This window comes from Shewanella sp. SM101, assembly GCF_025654465.1.
Classification (GTDB): Bacteria; Pseudomonadota; Gammaproteobacteria; order Enterobacterales; family Shewanellaceae; genus Shewanella; species Shewanella oncorhynchi.
This window is the reverse complement of sequence record NZ_JAKKRH010000066.1, coordinates 1-17,969: the sequence shown is the minus strand read 5'-3', so window position 1 is coordinate 17,969 and position 17,969 is coordinate 1. Positions and strand designations below refer to the sequence as shown.

Genomic DNA, 17,969 nt, shown 5'->3' with positions numbered 1-17,969 from the left:
AGATTTTGCCGATATGAAGGTTGACTCGGGCTTTAGGATTGCGTTTAACGTGGCGCCAGCGTATTGAAAGCTTATGCCAGTTGCGGATTTTAGTGGCTATCGATGACTTTGGTACTGGGCAAACAACCTTATCTTTGTTACAAACCATGCCATTGTATTACTTGAAAATCGATAAGACGTTACTCCAAGAATAGCTAATCCGAATTTGGCTAAAAAGAGCCAATTATCTAACAAGGTTTTGTCCAAAAGCGTGCTGGGTATCTCCTTCATACAGACAGGTTACACTAGTGCCAAAAAGGTGAGCCATGGTGATTAGCGAGACGACCGTCCGCCCCATGGATGGGGCGGTCGAGCATCCACGGACGGACTGGCTGCGAGTCGGAGAGTGAATGCCATGGCAAGCCTATATTAGTGGATACCAGCCAACGCTAAGATCCCAATAACTGACATTACAGTTTACCAATGAATTTTGTACAGAAGTGCGTTAGGTCTCAGTAGATACTTCATGACTCACCTGTCGCTTCATTGAAAAAAGCAAGTGTAAATCAGCATGATACGGTGTAATTTAAGAAAATAAAAAGCCCTGCTTATACAGTGATGTATAGCAGGGCTTTTTGATTGCGAGTTTGCATTCACTGAGCGGAAGGACAAGCTTTACTCAGGGTTTATGACCTATATCGAATAGGTCATAAATCCTTTTATCTCATTCACTTCTTTCTCTCACTCATCTCTTTACACTCATCTCTTTCACTAACATTAGCATCATGGGGATGCTAGTAGCCGATGGCTTCGCTACCTGAGTGGCGTGGATCAGACGCGCCAAAAATTCCTTGTTCGGTCACCATGATTGATTGTGTACTGCCCATAGCGGACTGTACTTTCACCTTGTGCCCTTTGGCTTCGAGCAGGGAAATGGTATCGCGATTAAAGCTGGACTCGACTCGCAATTCATCGGGTTGCCATTGATGGTGCACCCGCGCCGCATTACTGGCTTCGGCGATGTTTAATCCATGATCAATAACATTCATGATGATCTGCAGTGTGGTGGTGATAATGCGCGAACCACCTGGACTGCCAGTGACGAGGAAGGGTTTGCCATCCTTCATCACTATTGTTGGGCTCATGGAGCTCAGTGGGCGCTTATTGCCTTCGACCGCATTGGCATCACCGCCAACTAAACCGTAGCCGTTTGGCACGCCGGGTTTGGCCGAGAAATCATCCATCTCGTTATTGAGCAAAATGCCAGTACCCTTGACCACTAAACCTGAGCCGTAGCTGAAGTTTAAGGTGTAAGTGTTTGAAACTGCATTGCCCCATTTATCCACTACCGAGAAGTGAGTGGTTTGGTCGCTCTCATAGGGCGCGAGCTTGCCGGGCTTGATTTCAGCGCTCGGTGTTGCTTTATTCACCGCAATTTGGCTGGCGATTTTTTGGGCGTAGTCCTTACTGGTTAAGGCTCTGACGGGTACCTTATAAAAGTCGGGATCACCTAAGTATTCGCTGCGATCGCTATAGGCGTACTTCATGGTTTCTGCCATCAGATGAATCGTCTGCGCGGTATTGTGGCCGAGTTTGTCTATCGGGAATTGCTGCAATACGTTGAGCATTTCGATGATGTGCACGCCGCCCGATGATGGCGGTGGCATAGACACTACCTCGTAGCCACGATACTCGCCGCGCACGGGTTCACGTTCCACAACCTTATAATTTTTAAGGTCGTCTAAGGTCATAATGCCGCCAGCGTCTTTCACCGCATTGATGAGCTTAGTGGCGGTTTCTCCTTCGTAGAATCCTTTGGTGCCTTTTTCAGCGATAAGACTTAACGAATGGGCAAGCTCAGGTTGTTTAAGAATATCATCCACTTGATAGTCACTGCCGTCGGCTTTGTAGAAGATAGCTGCTGTTGTTGGCCATTGGGCCATGCGGCGTTTTAGGCCTGCAAGGGATTGGGCAAGATCTGGGGTGATGCTGATGCCTTCTTGCGCCATTTTAATCGCGGGTGCCGTAACTTGGGCGAGTGTCATAGTGCCATATTTTTCAAGGGCTAAGCTCATGCCCATCACAGTACCTGGCACTCCCACGGCAAGGCCGTGTTCGCGGCTCAGTTTTTCAACTGCGTCGCCATTTTCGTCGAGGAAAATGTTTTTCTTGGCTTTAGAAGGGGCCATTTCACGGTAATCGATAGCGATGGTTTTGTTTTCTTTGGCAATATGCACCAGCATAAAACCACCGCCGCCGATATTGCCTGCACGGGGTAAGGTGACTGCCAAACTGAAGGCGACAGCCACGGCGGCGTCAACCGCATTACCGCCTTGCTTTAGGATCTCAACGCCGGTGCGACTGGCGAGAGCTTCTTGGCTTGCGACCATGCCATGCTTAGCCCACACAGGTTGTGCGGTGGCCATCTGGCTGAAAATTGGCGATTCATCGGCAAGCAGACAGGGAGATGATAGTAAGGGAAGCGCCATCGCAATGGCGAGAATAAGAGGTCTAAAAGGTCTTGTTGGACGCATACTCAATCCTGAATTTATTTTAATTATGGCTATGCAATGTGCCGAGAATTAGGCTTAATTGCAACCTCGTATACTTGTTCACACCAGTAAAGGACGATAATTTACCCAATGAGACAGCTTATTTTGGCTTTTTCGAGCTCAATGTCGGATATTTCGGCCAGTGCGTGGAATGCCGCCATGGGTGAGGCGAATCCCTTTTGCCGCCATGAGTTTCTGTTGGCACTCGAGCAAAGCCGCTCCGCTTGCACTGCAACCGGTTGGACGCCTCGACATTTATGCGTGTTCGATGCGGGTGACACATTAAATGATGTCGCCAGCAAGGATAAAAGCTTGTCGCCTTTGGCTGAAGGAGGGTTTGTCAGTGTGCAAACGGCTAAGCATTTCAATCAGTTCCCACTTATTGCCGTCATGCCCTTGTACCAAAAATCCCATTCCTACGGTGAGTATGTGTTCGATTGGGCGTGGGCCGAAGCCTATGAGCGCCATGGGCTCGATTACTATCCCAAATGGGTGAATGCGATCCCTTTTACCCCAGTGCAAGGTCAACGGATGGGCATTCATCCCGAAGTAGAGCGCGCCGAGCAACTGCGCGTGGCGGCATTACTGCTGATGACATTGAATCGCCGACTAATATCAGCGCAGGATAATCTCGTATCTAAGGAAGCTATTCTTAATGAGCCAGAGCAGGGCAATACCCCGATTTCCTCATGGCACAGCCTGTTTGTTACCCCAACACAAACGCCGTTATTTGAAAGTTTGCCAAATTCGCTGTTAAAACGCTTAGGCACTCAGTTCCATTGGCATAATCGCAGTTATCGGGATTTTAATGATTTTCTGGCGGGCTTTAGTTCCCGTAAGCGTAAAAATATCTTGAAGGAGCGGGCGCAGTTACAGCCTTTTAATCTTAAGTTTCAGTTTGTCGAAGGGGAGCAGATCACCGCTTCGCAATGGCAGACTTTTATCCAATGTTATCAATTAACTTACCTTAAGCGCTCCGGTCATCGCGGCTATTTAACGCCAACCTTTTTTCAGCAGTTGGGGGCACAACTCGCTGCGCAAGTCCTACTCTTGGTGGTCGAAGATGCAAAGGGCGAGATGGTCGCTGGTGCCTTGTATTTAAAAGGTGAGAATACCCGAGGGCAGAAATGCTTATATGGTCGCTATTGGGGGACGACGGTTGAGCTTGACGGTTTACATTTTGAGGCCTGTTATTACCAAGGTATTCAATATTGTATTGAACATGAGTTTCAAGTGTTTGATGCGGGCGCACAGGGGGAACATAAGGTGCTGCGTGGCTTTGAACCCGTAGCAATGTATTCCTACCATAACATCGCCCATTTGGGATTTAAGGCGGCGATTGCCGACTTTGTTGAGCAAGAAACACTGCAAATGCAGCAATATATGGCGCAGATGCAGGATGTGTTGCCCTACAAAAAAGCGCCTTCATAAAGACCGAGTTAACGGGACTTTATTGGGCTCATTTTAAGCAGAACGGGTTACATTTAAGCGGTTAGTTCAAACCGTTAGCTCATGGCTAACCAAACTCCTACGCCTATCATTAGGCTGCCCGCAATGCGGTTTAACCAGCGAATATTATCACCACGGCTCAAGAAGATGCGCAGGCTTTTGCCACCACTGGCGTAGGCGAGCATAGAGGTAAATTCGGTCACCATGATAATGCTCAGTAAGGCGAGGAGCTGCGGCGCGACGTCGCGCTCGGCATTGATAAAAGGGGGCAATAGCGACACCATAAATGCCCAACCTTTAGGATTGGCAATGGCGGTAATAAAGCCTTGGGAGATCAAGGTAACATTGCTTGCTCTGGGGTTAGTGTCATCATCGTTTAATATGGCCATCTTGCCGCGCGCGCGCCACATCTGTACGCCGATAAAGCCTAAATAAATTCCGCCAACCCATTTGAAGATTTGAAAGATTTCGGGATAGTTGAGCATGATACTGGCAACGCCCATCACGGCGGCCGTGGCCACTAACGCCACCCCAACCAGTTCACCCAACATCATCCACAGGGTGCGGCGCACACCTATGCTCATACCCAGTGTCATGGCGAGTGTCATGCACATGCCCGGCGTGATAGAAACAAAGAAAAAAGTCGGGATAAACACAGCGAGTAAGGCAAAATCAGGCATGGTTTGGTCATTCTTGGGTGAAGATGAGAAGGTCGATAGTGTAATGAAAACGGAGGATTTAGCCAATCTGCTTATTTTGAACTTGCTCTCTTTAAATGTAATCGGTTGTGTTGGCTGGCGATATTTCACGCAAAAAGCATATTGTAGTTATTATTAACAATATGCTCACTAACCCCATTGTGATTAATTCTGCAGTTGTTCGGTTAACAGCGATTAACTTCATAGTTAACAAGATAAGACATTGACTGTAGGTTCTACATCAGTATCGATCAAGTAGACACTATCGGCGCCCACCATATAATAACTGTATAGGTCTTGGTAAATATGTTCGCCTAATTCACCATAATAAGGACGGCGTGCATTTTTTACCGACTTCCATATTGGCCAAGGTAAAGAAAAATAATCGGCATTGGATTGATTCGTGATATTTAAATCTGAATCAATAGGGAATGGCGTATTGCTTTTATCATCATGTTGAATATCACTAAAGTTATCACTTATGTTATCTAAGAAGGTTTGATAACTTGACTCATCAATTACTTGTATTCCTGAAATCGTAGGGAAATACAATTCCATCGTGAATGCATCGTTATCAAGTTCCTGCCACAGTATGGTTAAAGATAAATGGTCTAATCTGCAACTCAGGTTCGGGTGTGGCTTTAGGTTTCTGTTCAAGGGAAACCAAGGTTGATAAGCCGCTTTAATCATAGCGAATCCTCGTTATATTATTATGTTACGAACATATCTTAGTCGTTTGGCTGTTACTTTTTTTGCATTATTTTTGCTGAAAGTACCATAACCTAAAAATAACTGAGAAGCATGTTGAGATTATCCAATATTTTTTGAAACTCATATCAACCAAATGCGCCTTATCAATCATAATTTGATTGATATGCTAACCCACATTCTCAAATCAATGGTTAATGACTGTTCTAGGACAGTTCAAAAATGGGTTCAGCACATTATGAAATCGCCTTATTTCTCCTCTTTTAAAAAGACTCTCTTGGTGACTGTCGCTTTGGCTGCCAGTATTAATTACGTTATGGCTGACGACAGTGCCTCTGCGTTTAGTCTCGAAAGTAATTTAGCTGATAATTCAAGGTTCCCTCCTGAGTATTATTGGAATCAATTTGGTTGTTCGGGCGAAAATATTGCACCGCGTTTAACTTGGCAAAATGTACCTGCCGGTACCAAGAGCTTTGCTGTCACTTTATATGACAAAGATGCGCCTACTGGCAGTGGTTTTTGGCACCGTGTTGTGTATGACATTCCGGCACAGGTGTCGACTCTCGCAGGTGGTGTGAATGGCGGAGCGCTACCCAGTGGTGCCATTGAAGCTAATACCGATTTAGGTAAACCTGGATTCTTTGGACCTTGTCCACCAGAGGGACGTGAACACAGTTATGTATGGACAGTGCATGCTTTGGATGTGGCGCAGTTGCCGATAGACAAGGGATCAACACCCGCTTTGGTGGGATTCTATCTTTGGCAGCATAGATTAGGCGAAGCAAGTTTAACGCTTTTAGCTGGCCCACGTTAGGAGGAATGAAGATGACCATATTATCTACGCGCATTACATACCCAATGTTATCAAAGGCTTTTACACTACTGGCAACCAGTTTGTTGTGTTCTCACTCATGGGCGACACAGACTGAGCCGCTGGCAAAAATGGAAGTCTTTGCTGAACTTGATGGGGCTGTGGGCGGTATTACTTTCACATCAGATGATCGATTAATGTTTAGTTATCACCCTTTCTATCAACCTAATATTAAGGTAGCCGAGCTTTTAGCGGATGGTAGTACTAAGCCATTTCCTAATTCGGATTGGCAGCAATGCCATGATCCGCAGGGTAAAGCGAAAGAACCTGACACTTGCCTTAATTGGGTGTTGGGGCTGCGAACCGACGATCAAGACAGAGTGTGGCTATTAGACTCTGGCCAGCAGGCGCCACGTATTGAGCCTAAATTAGTGGCGTGGGATACCAAGAAAAACCAATTAGATCGCATTATTCATTTGCCCGCGCCAGTCTCTCTTCCTGAGTCACAACATAATGACTTTGTTATCTCATCTCGACATCAAGCGATTGTGATTGCCGATGAGGGGATTGGCACGGGTTCCATTGGTGAAAAGGCTGCGCTGGTGGTTGTGGACTTAAATACAGGGGAAAGTCGGCGCCTATTACAGGGTGATAACAGTGTGATGCCAGACTTACAGCGGCCACTGATTATCGATAAAAACTCAAAAGATAGAAAGCAGATCGAAGTCTATGTGGGTGCCGATGGCATTGCTTTAGATAAAACCCAAACATGGCTCTACTTTGCCCCGATGAATAAAGACAAAGTTTACCGTGTGCGGATGACAGATCTCATCAATCCTTCGTTAACGCCTGCGGCACTCTCTGCCAAAGTGGAGGCTTATGCCGATAAGCCCGACAACGGTGGCTTAAGTATTGATGAAGCGAATAATTTGTATCTAACGGAAGTGGGAGAGCGGGCCATTGGCGTGATCCCTGCTGATTCTCGCCAGTATCGCACTTATGTCCATGATGAACGTATGGTTTGGCCCGACGGTGTGAGTTATGGCAAGCAAGGTTATTTGTACTCTGGGGCTGCGCAATTACCGTTATCGGCACCATTAAACAATGGCAACGCTGAAAACAGTCCACCTTATTATATTTTCCGTTTTAAGCCGTTAGCGGCGGGTGTTCGTGGTAATTAACCTTAACCATTAATCTTATAACCTTACGCCAAGTGCTTATCTTAACTGAATTTATTCACACGATTTTTGCGGATTAAAACGGTTTGGATTCGCACTTGGTTATACCGAGTCACTGAGTCACGACATCCAGAGGATGACAATATGAACATTATCGGATTGGATCACTTTACCATCAGAACCCCCAAACTGGTTGAAACGCTGTTGTTTTATCAAGTCATCCTTGGATTGAAATTAGGTTGGCGGCCACAGTTTGGTTTTCCTGGACATTGGCTCTATGCCTCAAATAAGCCCATTTTGCATTTAGTGGAAGCGGGCGATCAGGCGCTAGATGCCTACTTAGGGGAAAGCAGAAATATTTATGGCTCGGGACGTGTTGACCATTTGTCGTTTCGTGGCACGGATTTACACCAGATGCAGCAGCATTTATGCCAGCAGAGGATGATTTTTCAGGAACGAATTGTGCCTGAGATTGGTGAGCATCAGTTGTTCCTTGAAGATCCGAATGGCATCAAAGTAGAGATGATATTCCCCTATGCAAAGGATAACGCCATCGTAGGGATTGTGATGGATAGGCTCACTATTTTAGACACCAAGGAGCCTGAACATGGCGGAGATTAATGTCTTCAGAAGGCAATTATTGCAAACGTTGGGATTGGGCAGTTTGGCATCATTGGCATTATTTCCTCGAGGTGCGATAGGTATGAATTCATTGAATAAGAGTACAAATATGGAGAGCTCACAGGGTAAGCCGATGATTCGCATGGGAGTGACGGACTTAAGTTTTCATCGCGTCACCGCCGCTGTGGTGGCCCATGTGATAGGGATTATGGGCAAAGAGGTGCAACGAAGCTATGCATTGCACGAGGCTAATTTTGAGCAGCTAGGTGAAGGCAAAGTGGATATGCTGTGTTCTGCATGGCTGCCCCATAGCCATGGGATCTATCTACAAGGTGTCGAAGAGCGAGTTGCTACGCGGCAACTCGGGCTACATTATGAGCCCTATGCGCTCTGGGGCGTACCCGATTATGTGCCTGTTGAGCAAGTGTCGAGCATTGAGGATTTACTCAAACCTGACGTGCAGCAACGTATGCGGCCCATCATTCAAGGGATTGGTGAGGGGGCGGGGATCACGCGATTTTCTAAAAATATTATGACGCAATATGGATTAACGGCGGCGGGTTATCAATTTAGAACAGGCACTCAGGCCGACTGTGTCGCCGCTTTTGAGTCTGCTGTGGCGGTAAACGATTGGGTGATCGTTCCTTTGTGGCATCCACAATTTTTACACCATCAATACGGCATTCGCGATCTTCAGGACCCTAAAGGTTTACTCGGGGGAAAAGATAAAGCGGTATTGCTCGCCCGTGAACGCGAGTTAGTGGTTAATTTCTCGCCCGCACAAATTCAGGTACTTGATAACATAGTATTATCGAATCAAATGGTTGCAGAACTCGATTATGCGGTTAATCGACAAGGAATGACGGAAGATGAGGCCGCTGCGAACTGGCTGACAGTCAATCCTCAGCATTTGACGACCTGGTTAGCCCCGCTGCTTAATCCTGCGAATGCCTCATCTCAGGAGGTGACATTATGATGATCACACCTGAATTGCGGCTAGTAGCGGCAGGGCTTGAACTACCTGAGGTTGCTGCGGCTCTTGGGAATTACGAACCCTATTCAATTGTTGGCAGTCAGTTAATGACCTCGGGTCAGTTTCCCTATTTAGAGGGCGAGCTTCAGTATCAAGGACAATTGGGCGCCGATCATACTGTGAGCGAAGGCTACGCTGCCTGTCGTCTTGCGACCCTAAATGCTATTGCCCAATTGAAACAGGCTTGCGGTGAGCTTTCGCGGATAAAACAAATTTACCGCTTGGAAGGGGTGCTGAATGTGCATCAATCTTGCTTTGAACATCCTAAAGCACTCGATGGGGCTTCGGATTTATTGCTTGAAATCTTCGGTGAAGCAGGGCGTCACAGCCGGATGATTTGGACAAATCCGGTCATGCCGCTGAACAGTTTGTGTCTAGTGTATTTATTTGCAGAACTCTATTGTGATGACGAACAAAGGCAACGACCTTTGTCTCGATTGAGATTGAATGCTTGAATGTGACTCACATTGGCTGTTAGCTAAATGTTCTGTCAGCAAGATGGGTAGTTCATTCAATAGCATATAAGGCAGTTCTTGAACTTTCATCAATCGATTGTTAGGGTTAGGTCATCATGGACTGAATGTTGACAATACGATGACTGAGAAACAAAAAATGTTGGCGGGCCAGCCCTATAAGGCTTGGGATGATGAGTTATTGGCTGAGCGGATGCGGGCGAAATCCATTTGTCATCAGTTTAATCTGGCCGAACCGACTTTACTTGATGCCCGAATGGAGCATCTTCGTGGCCTGCTTGATATTCAACACTGCGCCCATATTGAGCCTAATTTCTTTTGCGATTACGGTTATAACATCCATATTGGCAAACAATTTTACGCCAATCATAATCTAACCATATTAGATGTTTGCTCAGTTTCGATTGGCGATAATGTGATGTTTGGTCCCCATGTGATGATTTCTACCGCAACGCATCCTATTAATCCCATTGCGCGGCAAACAACGGAATACGGCGCGCCAATTCAAATCGGTAATAATGTCTGGCTAGGCGGAAACGTATCTGTACTACCCGGTGTGACCATTGGTGATAATTGTGTCATTGGTGCTGGTAGTGTCGTGAATAAGAGCATTCCCGCGAACTGTGTGGCGGCAGGTAACCCTTGTAAGGTTATCAAACCTATCGATGTGGACTAGCGCAGGAAAGTTAAAGCCGAGTGATTGGTGTCAAAGCTGATGGTGATTTAGATGACGATGTAGATAGTCGTAGAAAGAAAAACGGTACGCAGTGCGTACCGTTTTTTATTAGTAGGATGAATACTTACAGTACGCCGCGGCGCATTTGGTCCCGTTCAATTGATTCAAACAGGGCAGTAAAGTTGCCTTCACCAAAACCTAAGTTATTCTTACGTTGGATGATTTCGATGAAAATCGGTCCAAACAGGTTTTTAGTAAATATCTGCAATAAATAGCCTGTATCATCACCATCCACCAGAATTTGGTGATGTTTAATGCGCTCACGATTTTCTGTGACCTGCGGTAACTTATCGAAAATGGTGTCGTAGTATTCAGGGATGATGTCTAGGCACTGGATTGAACTGCCTTCCATCGCATCCAGAGATTTAACGATATCGCGGCTTCTAAAGGCTAAATGTTGCACACCTGGGCCATTGTATTCCTTCAGATATTCATCAATTTGGTTTTTATCGCTGCCTTTACCTTCGTTAATCGGGATACAGAAGCTACCATCGGGTGAGCGCAGGGCGTAGGACACTAGCGCGGTTTGTACGCCGCTGATGTCAAAGTAGCGCACTTCAGTAAAACCAAAAATGTTTTTATAGAAGTTAGCCCAATGTTCCATTGTGCCTTTGTAGACGTTGTTGGTTAAGTGATCGACCTCGATAAAGCCTTTCTCTTGGGAGATAATTTGCTCGTCTAAATCTTCAAAATCAGCGGCATAGATATTGTTACCTGCGCCAAAGGTGTCGATGAAATAAATTAAGCTGTCGCCAATGCCGTAAATCGCAGGATAAGGCAGATCTTTGTTGGCATCATCGGCGGGTTTTGCACCACGTTCAACGGCAACGCGATAGGCAAAGCCGGCATCTTCTACACGCCAGCCCATAGAACAAATGGCTGGGCCGTGGGATTTAGCAAACTTAGCTGAGAAACCTTCGCGCTCAGTGTTGAGCAGAAAATTAATGTCATTCTGTTTGTAGTACAGGATGTCTTTGTTCTTGGCTTTTTTCAGCAGAGAAAAACCAAAGTCGATAAAGACTTTGTGCATAAAATCAGTATCAGGGCTGGCGAATTCAGTGAATTCGATACCTAATAAGCCCAGTGGATTTAGTTCGCTTGCCATGTTGTTTTCCTCGTTATTTTAGTGCAACACGCCGTCACTCTAATGACTCCCGCATGGGAGTGCTGGTGGCTTGGGGCTAGTCTTCTAGCCAAGAGCGGTTGTAGTCTTTGCTCATGCAATTTTGTACATGTTCGGTTAATTTCAGTGGGGCGAACGTGTCCACCATCACTGCATATTCATAGGTTTCTTTTTTGCCAATTGAGGCTTCAGTGCGGCCCGGTTGTGGTCCGTGGGCCACACCTTTTTGATGTAAGGTCATGTAACCCGCTTCAATGCCCGTGCGGCTCATAAAGTCGCCATCGACGTAATACAAGACTTCGTCGCTATCTATGTTGTTGTGGTAATAAGGCGCCGGAATCGATTTAGGGTGGAAATCGTAGGGGCGCGGTACGAAGTTACAAATCACAAAGTTATGGGCGATAAAGACTAAGTGATCAGAAGGAGGTAGATGGATTTTGCCTACCTTTGGTGCGTATTCGGTGATGTTGAATGCCCAAGGATAAACGCAGCCATCCCAACCCACTAAATCAAAGGGATGCCATTCGAGCGTGGTGAGTTGGTATTTATCGCCAAACTTACACACTAAGGGGAAGGCGCCGCGCTCAACCACAGCATCTTGCAGTGTAGGTACGCGCAAATCGCGCTCGCAGTAAGGTGCCGATTCTAATAGCTGACCATACTCGTTACGGAAATGCTTAGGCACTTCCACCATAGAGAATGACTCGATGACGAAAAGTCGCACATTGCTGTAATCGTTGAATTTAAGCTGATAAGTCGTGCCACGTGGGATCACGAGATAGTCCCACTTTTGGACCTTAATCGTGCCGTACTCGCTGTAGAGTGTGCCTTCGCCTTCGTGGACAAAAACCACTTCATCGGCATAGGCGTTACGGTAAAACTCGTCGGTATCGGCGGTGACTTTGGCGGTATACAGTGCTAAGTCATTGTTATAAAAAATCTTGTTACGGGCGCTGAAAAAATTACCTTCACGGTCGGCGTCGCGGGAATCGAGTTTATAGTTTTGGACAAGCGAGTCTTCCCAATTGGCACCATGGCCTAGGCTATAGGGCGCCACTTCTAATGCTTTGGTTGGCATGTTGTGGTGATATTTATTGGAATAAATATTGGAAAAACCATGGGTTGAGAACAACTCTTCACGGTAAAGCTCGCCGTTTTCCTTTTCAAATGCGATATGGCGCTTATGGGGAATCTGGCCTTGTTTCACATAAAATGGCATGGAGGATCCTTGGTTTTTACAGCGGCGTGAGATTAGCTCTACTTCGCTTGTCGTTATGGTTATGTGATCTTGTTATCAATTTAGTTGCTTGAATGAACAAAAAAAAGAATAATAAATCCGTTATCTCAATCCAAAAATTAGATGGTATTCTAATCTTTACGAATCGTAGTGTTTCCGTGACATGTTCATTAGAGCCAAGGAGTGACCATGCGCATCGATATTGATGCTTTTAATGTGCTGCAAGTGCTGGTGGAAGAGGGCAGTTTTGCCAAGGCGGCGGAGCGATTACACAAGGCGCAATCGGCGGTGAGTTATCAAGTTAAAAAGTTAGAAGAGCACTTAGGTGTGCCGCTTTTTAGCCGTGAGCAATATCGTGCTGAGCTGACGCAAGAGGGCCGCGTGATTTTGGCCGAGGGACAAAGATTACTGCAACACCTTGCAAACATTGAACATCTTGCCAGCCGTTTCAGTGAAGGCTGGGAGCCAAAGCTAGAGCTAGTGATAGACGGAGCCTTGCCGATGGAGCCTATTATGACGGCTTTAAAGCGTATGGCTGAACATCAAATCCCCACTAAAATTCAGCTCAATATGGAATTTTTAGGCGGCGTACAACATAGATTCGAGCGGGATAATGCCGACTTGATGTTAGTGAAAGATTATCGCACTGGCCCCTATTATCATCCGCAGCCGTTGCCTGCAATTACTAGCGTGCTGGTGGCAAGTGCTTCGCATCCTTTGTCTTTTATTCGCGAAATTAGTTTGTCTGAACTGCAGCAACATGTGGAATTAACTATCGAAGACTCTTCACCCAATAAAAGTTACCGCGATGAAATGCAATTTGGCGGCGATAAAGTGTTTTATCTTTCTGGCTTTATCATGAAAAAGAACGCCTTGTTAAAAGGCTTAGGTTTTGGCTGGTTGCCGGACTTTTTAGTGCAAGAAGAGTTGGTGAAGGGGGAGTTAGTTGAAATCGACTTTGTCGGTGGCAGTCGTTTTACGTTTATTCCACAGCTCGTCTCGACCTTAGAGCGACCGTTAGGTCGTGCGGGACAACTTTTTACCGAGTTGATATTAGAGGAGTTTGCTAAGGCTGAGCAGTTTAATGGTGTGGGTTTAGGTTGATAAGTCTTCACTTGTCATCTTTTGATACAAGTTACCGCATAAAATAATCGCATTTTGACATTTTATGTCATAGATTAATGCCTAGGTCAGATGAAGGTTTAGATTGAGAGTTAAAATAAGGCCTAAATTCAGACTGAGCTTAGATCTAGATTAGGGTCGAGATGAAGAGTGAAATTGAGCCGGGATAGGTAAAGAGTCGTCCATCGGGGTCAATCTAAAAGATAGTAACAAGGAACTGACAGTTAAGGGGAACAGTATGTCTAGACGTTGTCATGAAGTGGATTATGAAATTATCGGCCACAGTATGCAGTTGGTTGAAGTGGAACTCGATCCTAACGAAACCGTGGTCGCTGAAGCGGGCGCGATGAATTACCTAGAGCAAGATATTAGCTTTGAGGCCAAAATGGGCGATGGCTCTGAGCCTGAGTCAGGCTTTTTTGGCAAGTTGGTGGGCGCGGGTAAACGGGCATTGACGGGTGAGAGCATTTTTATGACTCACTTTACCAACCAAGGCAATCAAAAACGTAAAGTCGCCTTTGCCGCCCCTTATCCTGGCACTATCCTAGCGATCGACTTGGCCGAACATGGTGGTGAGCTTATCTGTCAGAAAGACAGTTTTTTGGCTGCGGCTTTAGGTACACGCGTGACGATGAAATTTAATCGCCGCTTAGGTACGGGATTTTTCGGTGGCGAAGGATTTATTCTGCAAAGCCTACAGGGCGATGGTATGGCGTTTATCCATGCGGGCGGCACCTTAGTGAAAAAAGAACTCAAAGGTGAAACCTTAAGAGTTGACACCGGTTGTCTTGTTGCATTTACCTCTGGGATTGATTACGACATAGAGCGTGCAGGCTCATTAAAGTCTATGGTCTTTGGCGGTGAAGGTTTGTTTTTAGCCACACTCAAAGGCCACGGGACTGTTTGGCTACAAAGCTTGCCATTCTCACGTATGGCGGATCGCATTATCGCCCATGCCCCATCAGCGGGTGGCAGTGATCGCGGTGAAGGCTCTGTACTCGGAGGTCTTGGTCGCATGCTCGATGGGCGCTAAATGATAAGCTGACATGCTGTCTTCTCTTAAGGCATTCCAGACTATCCTCTGGGATGCCTTTTTAGTTGAAGCCTGTCATTTCCTTCAACATTTTAAGCGTCTTTAGTTGTTGCTAAGGCAGCGTTTGGTTGTTAAGGCTTTGCTGAATGCGTCTTTCAATTAGTTTAGATATTAGATACATCATCAAATAGCCCGTGCCTAAGGCTAAAATCACCGCGACGACATTCTCCGTATACAGGCGGTAAGCGTAGAAAGTACCGACCAGTACTGCGATACCAGCAAGGCGAATAAGTAGACTTTGAGTAAAGTAGCCATGAGCTTTGATATAAGCTAGCTGGTAGCCATTGAGCATCATAAATATAAAAAACATGGAGAAATGCATTAATACTGGGGCCGCTTTAATGTATTGCTCGGGGAATAACCAAGCGACTAACGGCTTGCTCGCAAAGACCATAACGACAAAAAAAATACCGCTGATCCACAAAGAAACTTTCGTCAGCCATGATTTAATTTGTTGGACTTCGTCAAAGCGTTTTTCTCGTACGCACACTGCGACTTCGGGCAGCACAAAACGGTAGATGGGAAAGACAAAAAGCAGGGTGAGGTAAGTGATCATCGGCCGCACCACCACTTGGAAATCACCCAGTTCATCTATGCTGAAATAGGCAATAGTCAGCAGTACGGTGATGTAAATCATCAAGATACTGGCACCCGCTTCCATGGACGCCGTCAGGCTTTTCTTCATAAAACTGCGTAAACCCGTATCAAAATGCACCGCACTTAAGGGCGGAGTGGCAATATCTTTGCGCCGTTTTAAGTACATATATAAGGCAACAATGAGCGATGACAGTGTCATGCTGTAAAAGAGTGATGCAATGGCGGTTTGTTTTAAGCCATGGAAACATAATAAAAAGCTAGTCACTTGCGCGAGCGGCTCTAACCAAGTGACTCGATTGGAGATGGCATATAGCCGGTACATGGCAATTTGATTGGTAAAATAGACCTTGAGCCCCATACTCAGAATAATCCCAACCAATTGAAAATATTCTACATTGAGCTGAAGTTTGTGTTTGATATAGGGTAAAACTAAGCCCCATGTCAGTAGTACCATAGCGATCAAGCTGTAGCGGAATATATTAGTGATATCCACATCTTGCTTGGTCTGGGAGTAGGTCACCACCATAGAGGAGCGAAATCCCGTCATTAGGATTAGCGACAGTGAGATAATGTCGACCACTGTGTGATAGAGCGCTAGATCGGCTTTGGCAACCCATTGTGCTAGCCAGAGTTTAAATAGAAACCCCACAGAAATACTGGCGAGTGATGCCCAGAACCCCGCAATAATTGCCTGCTTAACCCGTTGAAGTGAGGTGTTTTCCATTATCAAAAATCCAGCGTTAGTCTACGGTCATTATCGGGATGCTATGAATTCAATTAAGATTTTGCCTTAGCCGCATGAGTATTTTTAGGTGACACTTATCTTGTCCTGTTCGATCTCTTTTCACCCTGCATGAGTCTAGCATTTAGCCAATTTACGACCAATAGCCAGATAGTAAAGATATGATAAATATCAATATGTTGCTTTATTGTAAGTTAGAACGTTATTGAGTGAGGACTGGGGTGATAAATTGTCTTACAAACAACGTTTTTGATAGATCAAAGCAGTATTAATAAGTACTCAACGCCCAGATAAGCGCTGGGCGTAGTTGTAAAAGTGTCAGTTATAAATGCCATTTTGCCATGGGAAGTTAATCGGTAATGATATTGACGATATCGAGGATTTTACGGCTGTTATTATCGAGTTTGATTAGTGCACCTTCGACTTGAATGCTAATGATGCCATCTCTGTCTAAGGGCACTACGATGCGGCCGCGATCATAAATATCATGCTCAAGCACATCACCACGCTGGAGTTTTTTCTGCCAACCGGGTGGCAGTGGCTGACCTTGGTCTACTTTTTTCTGTAATCCCGGCGGTAGGCTTTTATCCTTTTTGTGGTGCACATGGTCATCTTTAGCAAAGGTAGAGATGGACATAGTTAAGCTGAGGACAAGTCCTGTGATTACCACTGAGGTCAATTTATTCATCTGTACTCCTAAGGGGCATTGAGTTGATGTTGTGTCCAATGCTGGATGTGGCCAACAATAGGCGATGCTAAATGAACTATAGCTGAACGTTCTAGCTCAAGATTGCTTTCTAGCGGGTTAACATGAGTACGGCTTGCCATTGTTCGGCGGTCACAGGTTGGATACTGAGTCTTGACCCCTTAGAGACTAAATACATGTCCGCCAGTTGGGGTAAACTTTTTATCAAACTTAAGGGAATAATCTCGTTAAATTTTTCGACAAAGCGGATATCCACTCGCAGCCATCTTGGTTTGGTTGGATCTGACTTAGGGTCGAAATACTTCGATTCGGGATCGAAGGCTGTGCTGTCGGGATACGCATTGGTCACAACTTCAGCGATACCGACAATTCCGGGCACTTTGCAGCTTGAATGGTAAAAAAATACCTGATCACCAATCTGCATCTCATCGCGCATAAAGTTGCGCGCCTGATAGTTACGGATCCCATGCCAAGCTTCAGTTTGGTTAGGGCAAGCCTTAAGATCATCTATGCTGAATTCGTCGGGTTCCGATTTCATAAGCCAGTAGTTCATCTTGTTTCCTTTACTCATAGTTGCCGTTAAGCGCTTCAATACCGCTGAGTTTATCTGAATTTTGTCGAATACCCCAGTTCGTCACCCATATCAAATATTGTGAGTTTGATTAAGTTTCCGTTCAGATAACGTGGCTTAGCCTGTTGACAGCAATCTTATTTGGTATGCCTTATGCAAATTCTCGTTTCTAAGGCAAAGCGTCAAATTCGATCTCGGTGTGTGACTGGTGTCGTACAAGTTGTGGCAGCAGAGGCAACCAAAACCTGTGAGGTGTGTTATGGGGACTTCAACAATGACATCCGATTGTGGCTGTAGTGGTCAAGTAAAATTGGCCACGGTTTTAGAGTCATTCCAATATAAACGTTCTGACTCATTTGGCGTTAACCCACCATTATATTGATGGGGTCTGGTCTCACTGTAATATCCAGTGATGTAATTTGTGATCTCTTTATCTGCTTCTGTAAAATTCCCATAACCACTGGCGGGTATCCACTCAGATTTCAAACTTCTAAAGAAACGCTCCATTGGTGCGTTATCCCAACAATTCCCGCGACGACT

19 protein-coding genes are annotated in these 17,969 nt (G+C 45.6%); 10 read left to right on the top strand and 9 right to left on the bottom strand.

The genetic code is table 11. The features are described 5' to 3' along the window. Positions 1 to 38: 38 nt before the first annotated feature. On the top strand, positions 39 to 194 hold the full coding sequence (locus tag L5M38_RS22225) for an EAL domain-containing protein (RefSeq protein ID WP_263180043.1): 156 nt from the start codon (positions 39 to 41) through the stop codon (positions 192 to 194). A 579-nt stretch (positions 195 to 773) separates the two neighbouring features. Here L5M38_RS22225 and ggt read toward each other — a convergent pair. Then, positions 774 to 2,513, bottom strand: coding sequence for a gamma-glutamyltransferase (gene ggt / locus L5M38_RS22220; protein ID WP_263180333.1), 1,740 nt, complete (start codon positions 2,511 to 2,513; stop codon positions 774 to 776). A 108-nt stretch (positions 2,514 to 2,621) separates the two neighbouring features. Between ggt and L5M38_RS22215 the strand changes: the two genes are divergently transcribed. After that, the gene (locus tag L5M38_RS22215; RefSeq protein ID WP_263180331.1) at positions 2,622 to 3,962 is read left to right on the top strand and encodes a GNAT family N-acetyltransferase; all 1,341 of its coding nucleotides are present in this window, start codon (positions 2,622 to 2,624) and stop codon (positions 3,960 to 3,962) included. A 74-nt stretch (positions 3,963 to 4,036) separates the two neighbouring features. On the opposite strand, the gene L5M38_RS22210 is transcribed toward L5M38_RS22215, so the two are convergent. Beyond that, a complete protein-coding gene (locus tag L5M38_RS22210) occupies positions 4,037 to 4,660 on the bottom strand; it encodes a LysE family translocator (RefSeq protein WP_219235273.1) in 624 nt (207 codons plus the stop codon). A 225-nt stretch (positions 4,661 to 4,885) separates the two neighbouring features. Further along, positions 4,886 to 5,368: a hypothetical protein gene (locus L5M38_RS22205; protein WP_263180328.1), complete on the bottom strand. Its 483-nt coding sequence runs from the start codon at positions 5,366 to 5,368 to the stop codon at positions 4,886 to 4,888. A gap of 256 nt (positions 5,369 to 5,624) precedes the next feature. Here L5M38_RS22205 and L5M38_RS22200 point away from each other — a divergent pair, with 256 nt between their 5' ends. The 6 genes from L5M38_RS22200 to L5M38_RS22175 all read left to right on the top strand — a co-directional run bounded on the left by L5M38_RS22200 (position 5,625) and on the right by L5M38_RS22175 (position 10,178). Beyond that, positions 5,625 to 6,200 carry a YbhB/YbcL family Raf kinase inhibitor-like protein gene (locus L5M38_RS22200; RefSeq protein ID WP_105252179.1) on the top strand — a complete coding sequence of 192 codons (576 nt, stop codon included), beginning with the start codon at positions 5,625 to 5,627 and terminating at the stop codon, positions 6,198 to 6,200. A gap of 11 nt (positions 6,201 to 6,211) precedes the next feature. Next, entirely contained in the window at positions 6,212 to 7,378 is a 1,167-nt protein-coding gene (locus L5M38_RS22195) for a major royal jelly family protein (RefSeq protein WP_263180326.1), read from the top strand. Between the two features lie 141 nt (positions 7,379 to 7,519). Beyond that, entirely contained in the window at positions 7,520 to 7,996 is a 477-nt protein-coding gene (locus tag L5M38_RS22190) for a VOC family protein (protein ID WP_028759587.1), read from the top strand. Further along, positions 7,983 to 8,972 (top strand): glycine betaine ABC transporter substrate-binding protein, encoded by a 990-nt coding sequence (locus tag L5M38_RS22185; RefSeq protein WP_263180324.1) that lies wholly within the window; start codon positions 7,983 to 7,985, stop codon positions 8,970 to 8,972. Before L5M38_RS22190 ends, L5M38_RS22185 begins: the two co-directional genes overlap by 14 nt. Continuing rightward, positions 8,969 to 9,484 carry an Atu1372/SO_1960 family protein gene (locus tag L5M38_RS22180; protein ID WP_263180322.1) on the top strand — a complete coding sequence of 172 codons (516 nt, stop codon included), beginning with the start codon at positions 8,969 to 8,971 and terminating at the stop codon, positions 9,482 to 9,484. Before L5M38_RS22185 ends, L5M38_RS22180 begins: the two co-directional genes overlap by 4 nt. A gap of 139 nt (positions 9,485 to 9,623) precedes the next feature. Next, complete coding sequence (locus L5M38_RS22175; RefSeq protein ID WP_131525027.1) at positions 9,624 to 10,178, top strand: sugar O-acetyltransferase; 555 nt, start codon at positions 9,624 to 9,626, stop codon at positions 10,176 to 10,178. A 124-nt stretch (positions 10,179 to 10,302) separates the two neighbouring features. Here the strand turns inward: L5M38_RS22175 and hppD are convergent, their stop codons facing one another. Together hppD and L5M38_RS22165 are read right to left on the bottom strand one after the other, a co-directional pair. Next, entirely contained in the window at positions 10,303 to 11,343 is a 1,041-nt protein-coding gene (gene hppD / locus L5M38_RS22170) for a 4-hydroxyphenylpyruvate dioxygenase (RefSeq protein WP_263180320.1), read from the bottom strand. Between the two features lie 76 nt (positions 11,344 to 11,419). Next, on the bottom strand, positions 11,420 to 12,580 hold the full coding sequence (locus tag L5M38_RS22165; RefSeq protein ID WP_263180319.1) for a homogentisate 1,2-dioxygenase: 1,161 nt from the start codon (positions 12,578 to 12,580) through the stop codon (positions 11,420 to 11,422). Between the two features lie 207 nt (positions 12,581 to 12,787). Here L5M38_RS22165 and L5M38_RS22160 point away from each other — a divergent pair, with 207 nt between their 5' ends. Both L5M38_RS22160 and L5M38_RS22155 read left to right on the top strand, forming a co-directional pair. Further along, positions 12,788 to 13,702 (top strand): LysR family transcriptional regulator, encoded by a 915-nt coding sequence (locus tag L5M38_RS22160; RefSeq protein WP_263180317.1) that lies wholly within the window; start codon positions 12,788 to 12,790, stop codon positions 13,700 to 13,702. Positions 13,703 to 13,958: 256 nt separating this feature from the next. Beyond that, positions 13,959 to 14,753: a TIGR00266 family protein gene (locus L5M38_RS22155; RefSeq protein ID WP_113940919.1), complete on the top strand. Its 795-nt coding sequence runs from the start codon at positions 13,959 to 13,961 to the stop codon at positions 14,751 to 14,753. 112 nt (positions 14,754 to 14,865) lie between these two features. Here the strand turns inward: L5M38_RS22155 and L5M38_RS22150 are convergent, their stop codons facing one another. The 4 genes from L5M38_RS22150 to L5M38_RS22135 all read right to left on the bottom strand — a co-directional run. Then, positions 14,866 to 16,134 carry a lipopolysaccharide biosynthesis protein gene (locus L5M38_RS22150; RefSeq protein ID WP_263180315.1) on the bottom strand — a complete coding sequence of 423 codons (1,269 nt, stop codon included), beginning with the start codon at positions 16,132 to 16,134 and terminating at the stop codon, positions 14,866 to 14,868. 367 nt (positions 16,135 to 16,501) lie between these two features. Beyond that, positions 16,502 to 16,840: a hypothetical protein gene (locus L5M38_RS22145; protein WP_263180314.1), complete on the bottom strand. Its 339-nt coding sequence runs from the start codon at positions 16,838 to 16,840 to the stop codon at positions 16,502 to 16,504. Between the two features lie 109 nt (positions 16,841 to 16,949). Beyond that, on the bottom strand, positions 16,950 to 17,411 hold the full coding sequence (locus L5M38_RS22140; protein ID WP_131525022.1) for an EVE domain-containing protein: 462 nt from the start codon (positions 17,409 to 17,411) through the stop codon (positions 16,950 to 16,952). 318 nt (positions 17,412 to 17,729) lie between these two features. Beyond that, positions 17,730 to 17,969 (bottom strand): integrase core domain-containing protein (locus L5M38_RS22135; protein WP_263147013.1); only part of this gene is annotated, 240 nt, incomplete at its 5' end.